The sequence below is a fragment of the candidate division WOR-3 bacterium genome (assembly GCA_016867815.1).
GTDB lineage: Bacteria > Hydrothermota > Tepidihabitantia > Tepidihabitantales > Tepidihabitantaceae > UBA2258.
Genome location: VGIR01000080.1, coordinates 1 through 14,305, shown reverse-complemented (window position 1 = coordinate 14,305; position 14,305 = coordinate 1). Strand labels below are relative to the sequence as shown.

The 14,305-nt window shown below is 64.5% G+C and carries 15 protein-coding genes; 4 read left to right on the top strand and 11 right to left on the bottom strand.

Annotated features, from left to right (window positions below; genetic code table 11):
- On the top strand, window positions 1–929 hold a 929-nt coding region (locus FJY68_11120), incomplete at its 5' end, for an MATE family efflux transporter (protein MBM3332378.1).
- Between the two features lie 207 nt (window positions 930–1,136).
- Window positions 1,137–2,090 (top strand): GNAT family N-acetyltransferase, encoded by a 954-nt coding sequence (locus FJY68_11115; protein MBM3332377.1) that lies wholly within the window; start codon window positions 1,137–1,139, stop codon window positions 2,088–2,090.
- A gap of 153 nt (window positions 2,091–2,243) precedes the next feature.
- On the opposite strand, the gene FJY68_11110 is transcribed toward FJY68_11115, so the two are convergent.
- The 10 genes from FJY68_11110 to FJY68_11065 form a co-directional block, all read right to left on the bottom strand.
- Window positions 2,244–2,663 (bottom strand): hypothetical protein, encoded by a 420-nt coding sequence (locus FJY68_11110; protein MBM3332376.1) that lies wholly within the window; start codon window positions 2,661–2,663, stop codon window positions 2,244–2,246.
- 85 nt (window positions 2,664–2,748) lie between these two features.
- On the bottom strand, window positions 2,749–3,438 hold the full coding sequence (locus FJY68_11105; protein ID MBM3332375.1) for a hypothetical protein: 690 nt from the start codon (window positions 3,436–3,438) through the stop codon (window positions 2,749–2,751).
- Window positions 3,439–3,629: 191 nt separating this feature from the next.
- The gene (gene radA / locus FJY68_11100) at window positions 3,630–4,997 is read right to left on the bottom strand and encodes a DNA repair protein RadA (GenBank protein MBM3332374.1); all 1,368 of its coding nucleotides are present in this window, start codon (window positions 4,995–4,997) and stop codon (window positions 3,630–3,632) included.
- 79 nt (window positions 4,998–5,076) lie between these two features.
- Window positions 5,077–6,498 (bottom strand): replicative DNA helicase, encoded by a 1,422-nt coding sequence (gene dnaB, locus FJY68_11095; protein ID MBM3332373.1) that lies wholly within the window; start codon window positions 6,496–6,498, stop codon window positions 5,077–5,079.
- A complete protein-coding gene (gene coaBC, locus FJY68_11090; GenBank protein MBM3332372.1) occupies window positions 6,495–7,859 on the bottom strand; it encodes a bifunctional phosphopantothenoylcysteine decarboxylase/phosphopantothenate--cysteine ligase CoaBC in 1,365 nt (454 codons plus the stop codon). Before coaBC ends, dnaB begins: the two co-directional genes overlap by 4 nt.
- A 20-nt stretch (window positions 7,860–7,879) precedes the next feature.
- On the bottom strand, window positions 7,880–8,158 hold the full coding sequence (locus FJY68_11085) for a hypothetical protein (GenBank protein ID MBM3332371.1): 279 nt from the start codon (window positions 8,156–8,158) through the stop codon (window positions 7,880–7,882).
- On the bottom strand, window positions 8,155–8,877 hold the full coding sequence (locus FJY68_11080) for a guanylate kinase (protein ID MBM3332370.1): 723 nt from the start codon (window positions 8,875–8,877) through the stop codon (window positions 8,155–8,157). Before FJY68_11080 ends, FJY68_11085 begins: the two co-directional genes overlap by 4 nt.
- The gene (locus tag FJY68_11075; GenBank protein MBM3332369.1) at window positions 8,867–9,742 is read right to left on the bottom strand and encodes a YicC family protein; all 876 of its coding nucleotides are present in this window, start codon (window positions 9,740–9,742) and stop codon (window positions 8,867–8,869) included. The genes FJY68_11080 and FJY68_11075 overlap by 11 nt, the downstream gene beginning before the upstream one ends.
- Window positions 9,735–10,196 carry a D-tyrosyl-tRNA(Tyr) deacylase gene (locus FJY68_11070; GenBank protein MBM3332368.1) on the bottom strand — a complete coding sequence of 154 codons (462 nt, stop codon included), beginning with the start codon at window positions 10,194–10,196 and terminating at the stop codon, window positions 9,735–9,737. The genes FJY68_11075 and FJY68_11070 overlap by 8 nt, the downstream gene beginning before the upstream one ends.
- 1 nt (window position 10,197) lies before the next feature.
- Window positions 10,198–10,830: a DJ-1/PfpI family protein gene (locus FJY68_11065; protein MBM3332367.1), complete on the bottom strand. Its 633-nt coding sequence runs from the start codon at window positions 10,828–10,830 to the stop codon at window positions 10,198–10,200.
- A gap of 423 nt (window positions 10,831–11,253) precedes the next feature.
- On the opposite strand from FJY68_11065, the gene amrS reads away from it, so the two are divergent.
- Together amrS and FJY68_11055 are read left to right on the top strand one after the other, a co-directional pair.
- Window positions 11,254–12,279 carry an AmmeMemoRadiSam system radical SAM enzyme gene (gene amrS, locus FJY68_11060; protein ID MBM3332366.1) on the top strand — a complete coding sequence of 342 codons (1,026 nt, stop codon included), beginning with the start codon at window positions 11,254–11,256 and terminating at the stop codon, window positions 12,277–12,279.
- 206 nt (window positions 12,280–12,485) lie between these two features.
- Complete coding sequence (locus FJY68_11055; GenBank protein ID MBM3332365.1) at window positions 12,486–12,773, top strand: DUF4321 domain-containing protein; 288 nt, start codon at window positions 12,486–12,488, stop codon at window positions 12,771–12,773.
- Between the two features lie 113 nt (window positions 12,774–12,886).
- Here FJY68_11055 and FJY68_11050 read toward each other — a convergent pair.
- Window positions 12,887–14,305, bottom strand: a 1,419-nt coding sequence (locus FJY68_11050; protein MBM3332364.1) for a T9SS type A sorting domain-containing protein, incomplete at its 5' end; no start/stop codon positions are given.

Below are 14,305 nucleotides of genomic sequence, written 5' to 3'. Positions count from 1 at the left end.
TGGCCTCGCTGCCCGGCTTCTTCGTGGGGATGACGGTCTACGCCGGGTTCCAGGCACTCGGCGATACGAAGACGCCGATGATGGTCTGGCTCTGGGCCAACGTCGCCAACATCGTACTCGACCCGCTGCTCATCTTCGGCTGGCTCGGGCTGCCGCGGCTGGGGGTTGCCGGCGCGGCAATCGCCACGGTGGCGACGCAGACGGCCGGGCTTGCGGTTATGTTTGTTATCTTCCGCCGGCGCGGGCTGCTCACGCTTGGAGGCAGGCTGCGCTGGGCCACGGCCCGGGCGATATTCGGTATCGGCGGCGCTGCCGGTCTCCAGGGCGTCACCCGACCCTTGACCGGAATGCTGCTCTTCGGCATCGTGACCGGGTTCGGCACCGAGGCGACGGCGGCGTTCGGCATCGGGCTGCGGCTGCTGGCGCTGATGTACATCTACCTCGGCGGGCTCGCGTCCGCCGGCCAGACGCTCGTCGGGCAGAGCCTGGGCCAGGGCCGGCCCGAGCTGGCGTGGCGAGTCGGGCAAAGGGTGAGCTGGCTGGCATTCGGCATTCAGGGAGCGGCGCTGCCGTTCCTCTTCTTTCTGGCGCCGCAACTGGTGCGCGCGTTCAACTCCGACCCCGCGGTCGTGCACTACGGCGTCGACTACCTGCGCGTGCTCGCGCCGCTGCTGGTGATGGTCGGGCTGTCGACCGGCTGGGATAGCGCCATGCGCGGCGCCGGTGACACCACCCCGGTGATGGTCGCGGCACTGGTGGCCAACTGGGCCGTCAAGATACCGGCAGCACTGCTACTCGCCCGCTGGCTGGGGCTGAACGGCGTGTGGCTGGGGATCGGCCTCTCGCTCGTGGTCGAGACCGCCTTACTCGGGGGCTCCTACTTCCGGCGCGGCTGGCTGCGCAAGGAAGTCAGGTGGGAAGCAGCGTGAGCGGACTCAACCGAAGTCAGAAGGCAGAAGGCAGAATGCAGAAGTCAGAATGAGGACTTAGGAAGAGATGCAAGTCAAAGGGCAAAAGGCAAAAGGCAAAAGGCAAAACGGCCGGCGTCCGAAGCAGGATGAGGACTGACGGAGAGATGCAGGTCAAAGGGCAAAAGGCAAAAGCCAAAAGCCAAAACGGCCGGCGTCTGAAGTAGAATGAGGACTGAGGAGGAGATGCAAGTCAAAGGGCAGAAGGCAAAAGGCAAAAGGCAAAACGGCCGGCGGCCGAAGGCGAGTGGCGATAGGCGAGGGGCGCCCGGGGCGCTCCGCGTGCGTCCTATGACGATGGCGGACAAGCCAGCGGTGATGAAGATCTCGTCCCGCATCTGGGAAGGGAACGACTATATTCCGCAGTTCTTCGACCGCTGGGCGAAGGAAGGCGGGTTCTGGGCCGCTGAGTTACGGGGCAGACTCGTCGGCTACGGCAAGGCGACCGAGCTGGCGCCCGGCGAGTTGTGGCTGGAGGGGCTGCGGGTCGACCCGGGTTGCCGGAATCGGGGGGTTGGCAGTGAGCTGTCGCGCCAGGTGGTTCTCAGGACGCTGGAGCGCCGTCCGGTTTCGCTGCGACTCGCCACCGCGGACGTGAACCGCGAGTCTATCCACATCATAGAGACGGTGATGGGCTTCAGACCGTACGCGCAGTACCGGTACTTTGTCGGCAAGCCCGGCAAGCCGCGGCTCGGACCGCCGCTCTCCACGCCGACGGTTGCTCAGGCGCTCGAGTTCATCGGGCAGAGCGCGGAGCTGGCGGCGAGTCGCGGCCTGCTCGCGTACACCTGGCTGTTCCGGAGCCTCGACCGCCGCTACGTGACCGAGTTGCTGCGCTGTGGCTACGTCTTCGGGTACGGCTGTACGAGCAAGCTCACAGGTCTACTGGTCCTGAGGCCGCATCGGTACCACGGCAACGACCTGGACATCTCATTCGTCGCCGGCGACAGACAGGCGCTGGCGGCCTTCCGTTCCTTTCTATCCCGCGTGGCGCGCGATTGCGGCACGAAGAGCATCAGTTCGATGGCGGCGAGCGACGAGATGGCGCAGGCGCTCAGGTCGCTGGGAATGCAGGCCCACCCGCGTATCGGTGCGGTACCGGTGTATGGGTACCCGATCTAGGGGAAAGTCCGAAGGCCGAAGTCCGAATGTCGAATGAAACCCGAGTTCTGTTCTGAGGCGTACGCTGCGTAGCCTGCGTCCGGTTTGCCTGTCTCTAACTCCGGATTCCGGACTCTGGGTTCTGATTTCTCGATTGTCCGGGCTCTGGCTGCGCTACCTCGCTGGATTCGGCAACCCGAAGCGGAAGGGCTGAGACCAGTCGGTGTAGTCGTTCCAGTTCCGGCTGGCCGCGCGCACGCGCCAGAAATACCATCCATGGGTCGAGAACGCGGCGCTGCCTGACGGCTGGGTAGCGCGTTGGTTCGCGTAGACGAGGTACTGGGTGCGCAGCAGCGAATCCCGGTAGACCTCTATCTGGTAGAAGAGCGCACCGGGCAAAGCCTGCCACCCGAGGTTCACCTGCTGGGGGTATAGGTACAGGTCGCTCTGCCATCCGTTCTGAGGTTGGAGCAACTCCGGTGGCGGCGGCGGGTCAGCTTTGGTCGGGTCGCCGGGCTCGAAGTCGTACGGGTTGGTGCAGGCCAGCGCCAGCAGTATGAGGCAGGTAGTGAGCGTCGGCCGCATCACCTCCATTGTAGTTCGGCGCCGGAGTCCCGTCAACGAGTTCAAAACCAGAGGCCGGACGCGCTCGCGGGCGTCCGGCCTCGAACCAGTCCGTCTACTTGACTTCGGCGAAGCGGGGTTTCGCAAACACGACCCGGCCGACGTCGGTGTCGAGCCCGCCCTGGATGACGACTTCCAATTCCTGGCCGACCGCGTTGGATGCACCGGTGACCACGACTTTGATGCCGCCTTCGAGGTAGCCGATTCCCTCGTCGGCCTCTTTGCCTTTCTTGGCAATCCGCACCTTCATCTCGGTGCCGGGCAGGTAGGTGGGACGGAACAGGTTGTAGATCTCGGTCGTGGTGACCGCATTCCCGGCCCCGGCGGCCGCCTTGAGTTCCGGGTCGCCGGTAACGAGCGTGGCCTTGTTCTTCTTCACCGCGGCGAGCAGGGCGTCCCGCTTGAGCAGGGTTTTGTCGAGCTTCAGCGTCACGCCCGGCACGGACTTCAGGCGTTCGATCGTCTCCCAGGCACGACGCTTGGCGTGGTCGTTTCCGCCTTTGTCCGAGGGATGCTCGGGCTCAGGTATGATCAGCTTGCCCTGCATCAGACCGAAGGAGACGAATTCCGCGATACGGGGGTCAGTCAGGGTTTCATAGTCGATGACGTACGTTTTCTTGCTTCCGAATAACATTACTCCTCCGCCCCGGGCAGGGACCCGGGGGCGTTTGGCCCGAGGACTTACGACCGAGGTCAGAAGGCAGTAGGCAGATTGCAGAAGGTAGAGTACTCGGGAATCCTGCATTCTGGTTTCTGGTTTCCGAACTCCGGATTGTCCGTTTGGTTCTCAGGCAACTACTGGTTGTTCCGGCGCACTTGGGGTAAGTTCGAACGCCGAGCGACGAAACGCGAGTGCCTGGTCCCGACTTCCGTGGTTCGGACTTCGGCGTTTGGCGTTCGGCGTTTGTCATGTGCCGGAGGTCCGGCGCAGGCGCCTCAGGATGCCAGGATTGCATCCAGCGCCTCGTGGACCGTATCAACGGGCTTGAGTTCTGCCCCGGCGGTTCGCGTTTTCCTGGTGACGCCGCGCCGGGGCACTACTACATTGGTGAATCCGAGCCGTGCCGCCTCCGCGATGCGCGATTCGGTGCGGGCGACCGAGCGGACTTCTCCGCCCAGTCCGACCTCACCGATGAACACCGCGTCGGTGGGCAAAGGCTGATTGCGGATCGAAGACGCCAGGGCCGCGACGACCGCGAGATCGGCCGCAGGCTCCTGGATCTTCAGGCCGCCGGCTATGTTGACGAAGATGTCCTGCCCGGCAGCGCTGATACCGGCCCGGCGCTCGAGCACGCAGAGAAGCATGCTCAGGCGTCGCGCGTCGAAACCGGTCGCGACTCGCTGCGGCAGGGCATAGGGAGTGGCCGCGGCGAGCGCCTGGATTTCGACGAGCAGGGGCCGGGTGCCTTCGATGGTTGCCACGACCGCTGACCCGGAAACGTCCGGACGGCGGCCGGAGAGAAAGAACTCGGAGGGATTGGCGACTTCGGCCAGGCCGGATTCGGTCATTTCGAAGACGCCGATCTCGTTGGTCGAGCCGTACCGGTTCTTGGCGGCACGGACGATGCGGTACTGCTGGAACCCTTCGCCCTCGAAGTAGAGGACCGTGTCGACCATGTGTTCGAGGGTCCTGGGGCCGGCGACGGCACCGGACTTGGTGACGTGACCGACGATGAACGTGGTTACGGCGCGCGACTTGGCGAGCCGCAGCAACTCGGCCGTGCACTCGCGCACCTGGCCGACAGAGCCCGGGGCGCTCGTGAGGCTGGACCGGAACATCGTCTGGATCGAGTCGACAACGAGCAGGCCGGGAGAGATTTCCTCGGCCGCGCTCAGTATCTCATCGAGGTCAATGGCGCAGAGAATGTAGATGCTGTCGGCGCCGGCAGAGAGCCGCTCGGCACGCAGGCGCACCTGCTCGGCCGATTCCTCGCCGGTGACGTAGAGCACCTTGGTGCCGGCCCTGGCGAGTTCGTTGCAGACCTGCAGGGTGAGCGTGGACTTGCCGATGCCGGGCTCGCCGCCGATGAGCAGGAGCGATCCGGGAACGAGTCCGCCGCCGAGTACGCGGTCGAGCTCGCCGATGCCGGTCGAGCTGCGCCTGGCTGACTTGGACTCGACCTGGCTGAGCTTGACCGGGCGGGCGCCGGTCGCCCCGACCCGGACCCGCTCGTTGACCTTGCCCCGCTTCGTGACCCGCTGTTCCTCGACCAGCGTGTTCCACTGGTTGCAGGACGGACATTTGCCGAGCCAGCGCGGCGTCTCGGAGCCGCAGTTCTGGCAGACGAAAGCGGTTGTTTTCATCGACCGAAGGCAGACGTCAGAAGGAAGAAATCAGAAGGCGGATTGCCTGAACCCGAAAGCCGAGAGCCGCCAGCGGTTCTCATTCCGGCAGGGCGTCCTCGGCGTCTTCTTCCTCAAGCGGGCGCATGGGTTCGGGCAGTGCGCGCCCCTCGCGGTTCTCGAAGCGCATGCACTCCGGGAGATAGGTGAGCGGGATGTCGCCGGTCGGGCCGTTGCGCTGCTTGGCCACATCGAGATAGGCCTCCCGCTCGAGGTTGGGGTCGACTATCTCGCCCTTCTTGTACATTATCGGGCGGAAGAGGAAAAGCACGACATCAGCGTCCTGCTCGATGGAGCCTGATTCGCGCAGGTCAGCGAGTTGGGGCCGGCGGTCATCACGCTTCTCGGTGGCGCGAGAGAGCTGGGAAAGCACGACCACGGGTACATTCAGTTCCTTGGCCATGGCCTTGAGCGCCCGCGTTATCTCCGTGATCTCTTGCTGGCGGTTGGCCTCGCGTCGGCGGGAAGTGGCTTCCATCAACTGCAAGTAGTCGATGATGACCATGGCCAGCGGGCCCTGCGACTTCAGGCGCCGGGCCCGGGCCCGCATGTCCAGTGCGGTCAGACCGGGCGTGTCGTCGATGTAGAGCGGGGCTTCGTACAGGTTGCCGAGAGCGGCCGCAAGGTGCGCGCGCTGGCGGTTGCTGATGACTCCGCGGCGCAGGTTGTGCATGCTGAGGCCGGCTTCCGAGCACATCATGCGCTGCGTAAGCGCCTCCGCCGACATTTCCAGGCTGAAGATCGCCGTCGGCACCGGGCGCCGGGCGTTGGCCTTGGCGGCGACCGTCAAGGCGAATGCGGTCTTGCCCATGCCGGGACGGCCGGCGACGATAATCAGGTCCCCGGGCTGGAAACCACTGGTCTTTTCGTCCAGGTCCTGGAATCCGGTTTCGACCCCGGTGATCATCTTCTTCTCGGACATAGCCTTCTCGACCCGCTCCATCTCGGTCTTGAGCAGTTCCTTGATCGGGGAGAAGCCCTTGCGCGAGCCGGCTTCGCGGATGTTGAAGATCTTCTGTTCGGCCTCTTCCACCAGTTCCTGAGCGTGGCGCGCCTCGTCGTAGCTGGCCTGGACGATTTCGGTCGCAGTGGTGATGAGCTGGCGCTGTACCGACTTCTCGAGCACCAGCTGGGCGTGGTCCTCGCAATTGGCGGTAGTGAGTACGCCGTCGAGCAGACCCGACAGGAACGACTGGCCGCCCACCGCCTCCAACTCCTTCATTCGTTTGAGCTCGGTGGTGACGGTGATGATGTCGGTAGGCGAGTTCTGTTCGAACAGGGTGATGATCGCCTCGTAGACACGGCGGTGGGTCTGGAGATAGAAGTCGTGGGGTTTGAGATGCTGCAGCACGGTGGGCACGGTTTCCGGTTCGAGCAGCATCGCGCCCAGGACCGCTGCCTCGGCCTCGAGTGCCTGCGGCGGCTTGCGGAGCGTGGATTCCGCGGCAGTATCGGGGTTCATTTCCTTGTCCTTCCCTGGAGCAGTCGCGCGACCTCGGTCACAAGCACGCGGGCGAAATCGGGCTTGGACATCGGTTTCAGGCTGCGTGGCTTTCCGGCGCGGGGCAGCAGTCGGGCCTTGATGGTGCCGGAGCCGGCGGTCACGAAGGGGTTGGCGACAACGAGGTCGAGGTGCTTCGAGTCAAGCTTGGTGCGGGCCCGGGCAGCGGAGTCGTCGAGCGAGAAGCCGACGACGACTGCGTGATGGCGGTGCCGGCTGACCGCTTTCAGGATATCCGGTGTGCGCTCCAACCGAAGCGCAATCGTCGAATCGTGGTGCTTGGTCGTTGCGGCCCGCGCCGGTCTGTAGTCGGCGACCGCGGCGCACATCACCAGAACGTCGGTCCGGGGTAGAGCGGCGAGCACGGCGCGGAGCATCTTGTACGTAGTCGGCGCCTGCGTTACCGTCACGCCCGACGGCAGGGGCACGGAAAGCTCCCCGGCCACCAGGGACACCTGGGCGCCGGCGGCGACGAAGGCACGGGCTATCTCGATGCCCATCCGTCCGGACGAGCGATTGGTAATCACCCTTACCGGGTCGAGCGGTTCTTCGGTGCGCCCGGCAGTGACGACGACACGGGTGCCGGCGAATAGCGGGGCGTTGCCGATGGGGGAGGGGCTGTCGGCGAGCGCGGCCCGGCACTTCTCAAAGATGGCCGGGGGTTCGGCCATCCGACCCGGTCCCGACGTGCCGCAGGCAAGTTCTCCTTCGCCCGGCGAGATGAACCGGTACCCGGCCGCAGCCAGTTGCCGGACATTAGTCGTGACTGCCGGGTTCTGCCACATGTTGGTGTTCATCGCCGGAGCGAACAGCACCCTTCCGTTACGTACCGTTTCACTTGGCACCGCAAGCAGCAGGGTCGAAAGCAGGTCATCGGCGATCCCGGAGGCGAGCTTGCCGATGATGTTGGCAGTCGCCGGGGCGACGACCACGAGATCGGCGGACGTGGCGAGGTCGACGTGCTCGACACTTGACGCACTATGCCAGGCGCCTGACGCGGGACGCCTGACGCGGGACGCCCGACTGCCCGGCGTTGAGCGTGAGGCGTGAAGCGTAGCGCGTTCCCTCGGGAAGAGCTCGATCGCGACCGGGTGGCCGGTGAGGGCGCGGAAAGACTCAGGGCCGACGAACTTGCGGGCCGATTCGGTCATCACCGTCTGCACGTCCCAACCGGCTTTGCGGAAGTGGCGGACTAGCTCCAGCGCCTTGTAGGCGGCGATGCCGCCGGTGACGCCGAGCAGGACCCGCCTGGTCTTGGTTCCGGCAGTACCGGCTGGGAGACTGCCGCGCGAACGTACGGCGAGGCCGGCGCGCTGGGCCATTGTGGGAGAGCGGCCGGGGACTAGATCATCGGCTGCGGAGTGAACGGCATCCGGCTGATCGGCGGCTCCTCGAAGCCTTCGCGGGCCAGCGCTTCGATGTCCGCGTCGGTCATCTTGGCCCACTTGACCTGGCCTCGCAGCGTCAGGTCGAGCGCGTACTCGTACGGGCTGACCGGCAGCTGGATTTCGTCCTTGTGCATTCCTTCGATAACCCGCCGCGCCTCAAGCGCGGCGATGTTGACTGCCAGGTACTTGTTCGGGTAGACCTTCTTCAACGCCTCGGGTGATACTATTTTCACTTCTGTGGCCTCCTGCCTTCGGTCTTGGTCTTGGGGTTTCGGGCGGTCGGACTCATTCGCGACGTCCGGAGTCTTTCGGACCGGACGATCGCCATCACATCGTCGACCGCCTGCTCCAGTCGGTCGTTGACCACCAGGTAATCGAACTCGGGGACAGCTGCCAGCTCTTCCTCCCGGTCCGCCTCGCGTCGCTTGACGGAATCGGCCGATTCGGTGCCGCGGCCATGGAGCCTGCGGTCGAGCTCGGTGAAGTCGGGCGCGGTAACGAAGATGCTGACCGTGCCGGGAAGCGCCTTGCGGCATGAGCGCATTCCCTGTACGTCGAGGTCGGCGATCACGTCGCGGCCCGCGCGGAAATGGCGCAATACCGGCGCTTTCGGAGTGCCGTACCGGTGGCCGTAGACGCCGGCACTCTCCAGCAGGCCGTTCCGAGCGCTCATCTGATTGAACTGCTTCTCCGAGCAGAAGAGGTAGCTTCGGCCATGGATCTCGCCTTGGCGTCTCGGCCTGGTAGTAGCGGAGACCGAGTAGGCGATATCCCGGCCGCGACGCTCCACTTCGCGACAGATCGATGTCTTGCCCGCGCCGGAGGGCGCCGACAGCACCACGAGAAACGGCGAGTGCCCGACGCTCGACGCGCGACGCAAGACGCCGGATGCCGCGTGGCTGGTTGCCCGGCGTTGAGCGTGACGCGTGTGGCGTAGAGCGTTACTCGACATTCCTGACCTGTTCCTTCAGCTTCTCGATCTCGCCCTTGATCTCTATGGCGCGGCGCGAGATGATCATGTCGCGGGCCTTGGCCGCCAGGGTATCGGTTTCGCGCAACATCTCCTGGGCTATGAAGTCGAGCTTCTTGCCCGACGCGGTCGAGGAGGTGAGAGCGCCGCGGAACAGCGAGCAATGGCTCTTCAGGCGCACGCACTCCTCGTGGATATCCACCTTCTCACTGATGAAGGCGACTTCTTCGAGGATGCGCTTGGAGTCGGACTCGACATTGAGGTCTTTGAGTTGGGCGAGCAGGTTTGCCCGGCGTTCCTTCAGACGTTCCGGCACCCGCTGTTCGATAACCTGGACGGCATGGCGGATCTTGGTGATGCGTTTCCTCAGGTCGCGGATGAGGGCCGCGCCCTCGGCCTGCTGCATCTTCACCAACCGGCTCAAGGCGAGAGCGATGACCGTCCGGCAGCGGCGCCATAGCCTGCCCTGGTCAGCGTCGGCCCGCTGCGGTGCGATGATGCCGGGATAGGAGAGTACCGTGTCGAGGTCGACTTCGCCGGGAATCCGGTACTTCGCCTTCAGTTCCCGGGATAGCCGGAGATAGTCGCGCACCATGCGGTGGTCGAGCGCAAGCGTCGGGGCTTCCGCGCTCTCGTCGAGCGAAGCCTGCAACTGCAGGTAGCCGCGGCGGACGCGGCGGCGGACCATATCGCGGACCTCGCCTTCATAGCCGGCGATCTGGGACGGCAGTTTGACAGTCAGCTCCAGGTATTTGTGGTTGACCGCGCGGATGTCTACGACGATCTTCGAGTTCCACGGCGGCAGAATAGCTTCGGCCCGGCCCACGCCGGTCATGCTCTTAACCACTGGCAGTACTCCTCTCCGGTTCTTCCAGCATCAACGTTACCGGCCCGTCATTGACCAACTCCACGTCCATCTTGGCGCCGAACCTGCCGGTGCGGGTCGGCACTCCCAGGTAGGCAAGCTCGGACACGAACCGCTCGTACAGTTCCTTGGCCCGTTCCGGTGCGCCCGCATTCGTGAACGACGGCCGGAGACCCCGGCTGGTGTCGGCGTAGAGCGTGAACTGCGATACCACCAGCGCTTGCCCGTGCGTGTCGAGGAGCGAGAGGTTCATCCTGCCGGCGTCATCATCGAATATGCGGAGCCGCGAAACCTTGGCAGCCATCCGGCAGCAGGTCTCTTCGTTGTCTTCCCTGCCCACGCCGACCAACAGCAGCATCCCCGGTCCGATTTCGCCGGTCGTCTCGCTGCCGACAGTGACCTTGGCTCTCGTCACTCGTTGCACCGCAACGCGCATCTCACTGGGCCTTCTGTACCGCATCGGCCACGGCCTGGCCGAAGGCCTGCGCCTGCCCGGAAGAGGCGGCGGTGATGAAGTTGCCGTCGGCCACCACTCCTTTGAAGCTGTACTTCGCCCCGGCCTGCCTCAGCCAATCGACGGTTGTGCGGTCGCGGAACGCGGTCGCCCTCCTGCCTTTGAGCACTCCGGCCCGGGCCAGCGTTACCGGCGCGATGCCGATGGCGGCAACGACCTTGCCGCTGTTCGTGAACTCGCGGCACGTGGCCTGGAGGAGTGAGTCGTCCCAGTGGACCGCGGCCCCTGACCCGCCGATCAGGACGAGTCCGGCATAGTCCGCAACCCCGACGTCTCGCAATGCCAGGTCGAGCCCTACCACCAACTGGCTCATACTGACCGCGACGCCGCTGTCGGCCGCGGCCAGCCGGGTCTCGATTCCGGCCAGGGACAGGCGGCGCAGGGCCGGCTCAAACTCCTGTTCGTTGAAAAGCTGCTGCGGAAGATAGATGAGGACGGTCCGTTCAGGCGCGCCGGCAGTGACGGCGGCAGGAACAGCCGGTATGGCCGGCGGCTGGCCGAGGGCGTTCGCGGCCAAAACGGCGACAAGCAGGATGCCACCTGCGGTTTTATGCATAGAATTAGACAGAGTAGGATATTCAGACCGGGCCGAAAGTCAAGCCGACCCGCCGGAGTGAGACTGGGACAGAAGCTGGCCACAAAGACGCCAAGACAGAGGGATGGCCATGGAACCCATGGACAGTCCAGCACTTGGACTCCCCATCAACTTGGCGGCAAAGATCTCAGCCTGCGTCGCCGGGCGCGGAGCCTCTTACCTTTCCGACAGTGTCGTTCTCGGAGACTCGAAGTCAGCACGATGTCCTTCCTGTGCACTTCTCCCCGGCTTCGTCCTGACTGCCTTGGTGCTGCTGGACGCCCGCACTTGCCGGACGTCGAACGCACGAAGCAGATGCCCGCGGGCAAGCCTCCGCACATCACGCGCTGATGGTCGAGGGAGCCAACGTGTTGACCGAAGCATCGAGTCGGCCTATGATTGGGCGTGAAGACCGCCAGTCATTGGAGGCGTGATGAGAAGGCAGCAGGGCGGGTTGTGTGCGTGCTCTGCCCGCATGAGTGCGCAATTGCCGAGGGCAAGGCTGGGCGGTGTCTCGGGCGGAAGAACATCGGAGGGGAGCTGGTGGCCGCGAGCTACGGTGAGGTAGTCTCGATTGCCGTTGACCCGGTTGAGAAGAAGCCGCTCTACCATTTCCTGCCCGGAAGCGAAATCCTGTCGGTCGCAACCTACGGGTGCAATCTTCGCTGTCCGTTCTGCCAGAATGCCGAGATATCGCAGCAGGTGACGCCGTCGCGGCACGTCGAGCCGGATGAGCTGCTTGCATTGGCGAAGCGCCACGGTACTCCTTCAGTAGCCTATACCTACAACGAGCCCTGTATCTGGTTTGAGTACCTGATAGACGCGGGCAAGTTGATGCAGGGGGCGGGAATCAGGAACGTGCTCGTGACCAATGGGATGCTCAACCCTGAGCCTTTGGCCGAACTGCTGCCGATTGTATCGGCGATCAACATCGACCTGAAGTCGATCCGGCCGGAGTTCTATCGCGACTATGTCAGAGGCGACCTTGATACCGTGCTAGACACCATCCGCACCGCGGCCAGGGCATGCCATGTCGAACTGACCAACCTGTTGATACCGGGGCGGAACGATTCGCCGGCGGAGATCGCCGAGCTTGTTGACTTTGTGGCGGGCCTCGGGCGCGGAACCGTGCTTCACTTCTCGCGCTACTTCCCGCGGCACGAGGAGACCGAGCCGCCGACGCCGACAGGGAAGCTGGCGGAAGCGGCGGCAATCGCCCGCACGAAGCTCGACTACGTCTATCTCGGCAACGTGGCGACCCAGGCCGAGGACCGGGACACGTTCTGCCCGAAATGCCGGAGCCGGCTGGTGGAACGGAGCGGGTATGCCGGCCGCGTCGTCGGCATCAAGGAAGGGCATTGCGCCAACTGCGGACGACGAGCGGACTTCGTTCTCGCCGACTCGGAAGCTCGAAGTCCGAAACCCGCATGACGATTGAATGCGGGCAAAACCCGAAGCCCATTTCCGATGAGGTGTCAATGGCGGCGAAGGCCGAGATTCGAGTTCGTCATTGCCGATTCGGGCTTGATTCGGGTTTCTTCGTTCGAACTTGGTAGCAGTCTGTACCCAGCCTCAGCGGCCTTCACCTGTGGCGCGTCATTCTTGATTGAGATGGCGTCGTCGCTATCATACGCACCATGGCTCTGAACAGCCGGCCTTTGCATGCTGGCGGACGATCAATCGGGCTTCTGGTGCTGGCGGTCGTTGTGGCCGGTATTGTCGGTAGCGTCGTGTCGTACTTCATGGCCGGGGTTTTCCCGCACGGGCCGGTGCGGGACTTCTTCTTCAAGTCGCTCGCCATCGGCATTCCCACCTTTTCGCTAGACCTTGGATTCGCAACTCTGACTTTCGGGCTGTCGTTCGCAGTCACGACCGTCGCCGTGCTGTTGGTAGTACTGGCGGTCTATCTTTGGTACAAGTACTGATGAAGAGGCCAGGGATGAGGGACGAGGGGTTGGGGCCGGCAGCCAAGATCTAGGAGTCCGTAGAAGCGAACCGGGGCGGGCACTTGCCCGCCCCGGTTCGTTGTTGCCAGCGGCTAGCGCTGGATGACGAGCTTCTGAGTCAGGCGGGTATCGCCACTCTCAAGCTTGGCGAAGTAGATCCCCGCCGGCACCTGTCTGCCGTCAGCCGCCAGTCCGCTCCAGTGGGTCACATACTGCCCGCGCGAACGGGTGGCATCCCAGAGACGCGCAACCACCTTGCCTGCCGCGTCGTAGACTCGCAGGCGAGTGGGCGCGGTACTCGTTACGTTGTAACTGATGTTCAGGCCGAGGCGCGCAGGGTTCGGGTAGGCAGTGAGCCAGGGCTTCGACAGGTCGAGACCGCTGACCTCGGCCATCACGCCTTCGCGGTTCGGCTGAGGCCCAGCGAGGACCGGTACGGTGTCGGAACCCGGGCCGTACTCCCAGAACTCGTAGGTGCTCGAACCTTTCAGGCAGAAGATGGTCGAGTCGGCGCCGGCCAGCCGCGCCCCTCTCTTGACCTTGACCCGGCGGCCGCTCGCGGCCACCGGCAGGTCCGTGTTCTGTTTCCAGGAATCCGACGCGAAGTTGTAGTGCCAGAACTGCTGGGTGTTGCCGCCCTTCAGCGCGTAGAGCCGGTCGCCGAGGCCGGCGAGCGCGCCGCCCATCTTGACGCGACGGTTGCGGTATCCATAGAGGGTGTTCATGTCGAGGGTCTCGTTCCACGCGTTGGCGAGGTGGGAGAAGCCGTAGGCCTCGACCGTGCCCGAACCCTTCAGCACGTAAACCCGGTTGTAGGCGCTGAGGTAGGCCATATCGGAGCCATACCGGCAGCGAATACCGAACGGGCCGCCCGGGATGTCGAGCGGTATGTACTTGTAGTACGGGACGCCATTGCGCTCGGCGTATACCGAGTCGTGCGGGTAGAACCAGGAGTCCTTGGCGATGTCGTACCGCCAGAAGTAGTTCGTGGCGTTGCCCGGCATACCGTAGACCGAGCCCTGTGTGCCGGCCTCGGCGGCGTACGCGATCGCCGAGCCGCGGCGCGGCGCCCGGTATGTCCGGTTGCTGTAGGGCAGGTCGCGGTAGGTCACGACCATGCTCCGTTTGCTCACCCAGGAATCGTTGGCGATGTCGTAGTAGTAGAAGTCGGGCGTGCCGCTGGCCTTGATCGCCCAGATGCGGCCCTGTGTCCCGTGATCCGGATCGAAGGCGAAGCTGACGCCATCGCGCGGTTTCTTGCCGGACGGGGTGGTGGGCATGGGCGCGAGCGTGTCCCAAACGTCAGTGCCACGGTCGTAGACCCAGAAATCGGTCGAGCCGCTCCCCTTCATGGCATAGACCTTGTCTGTGGTTGTGGCGTATGCCAGGGCAGCACTCTTGACCTTGCGCTTCTTCCACTGCGGTGGGATATCAGCCCTGCGCACCCAGGCGGTGGTGTAGACGGTCCTGGTGACGAGGTTGTTGGCCGGGTTGGAGTCGCCGACCATGTG

What these genes read in the sequence shown, in the direction of transcription:
- coaBC (MBM3332372.1), bottom strand. Translation starts at nt 7,859, where the DNA reads ATGGCCCAGCGCGCCGGCCTCGCCGTACGTTCGCGCGGCAGTCTCCCA.
- FJY68_11080 (MBM3332370.1), bottom strand. Translation starts at nt 8,877, where the DNA reads ATGTCGAGTAACGCTCTACGCCACACGCGTCACGCTCAACGCCGGGCA.
- FJY68_11055 (MBM3332365.1), top strand. Translation starts at nt 12,486, where the DNA reads ATGGCTCTGAACAGCCGGCCTTTGCATGCTGGCGGACGATCAATCGGG.
- FJY68_11115 (MBM3332377.1), top strand. Translation starts at nt 1,137, where the DNA reads ATGAGGACTGAGGAGGAGATGCAAGTCAAAGGGCAGAAGGCAAAAGGC.
- FJY68_11110 (MBM3332376.1), bottom strand. Translation starts at nt 2,663, where the DNA reads ATGGAGGTGATGCGGCCGACGCTCACTACCTGCCTCATACTGCTGGCG.
- FJY68_11065 (MBM3332367.1), bottom strand. Translation starts at nt 10,830, where the DNA reads ATGCATAAAACCGCAGGTGGCATCCTGCTTGTCGCCGTTTTGGCCGCG.
- radA (MBM3332374.1), bottom strand. Translation starts at nt 4,997, where the DNA reads ATGAAAACAACCGCTTTCGTCTGCCAGAACTGCGGCTCCGAGACGCCG.
- FJY68_11105 (MBM3332375.1), bottom strand. Translation starts at nt 3,438, where the DNA reads ATGCAGGATTCCCGAGTACTCTACCTTCTGCAATCTGCCTACTGCCTT.
- FJY68_11070 (MBM3332368.1), bottom strand. Translation starts at nt 10,196, where the DNA reads ATGCGCGTTGCGGTGCAACGAGTGACGAGAGCCAAGGTCACTGTCGGC.
- dnaB (MBM3332373.1), bottom strand. Translation starts at nt 6,498, where the DNA reads ATGAACCCCGATACTGCCGCGGAATCCACGCTCCGCAAGCCGCCGCAG.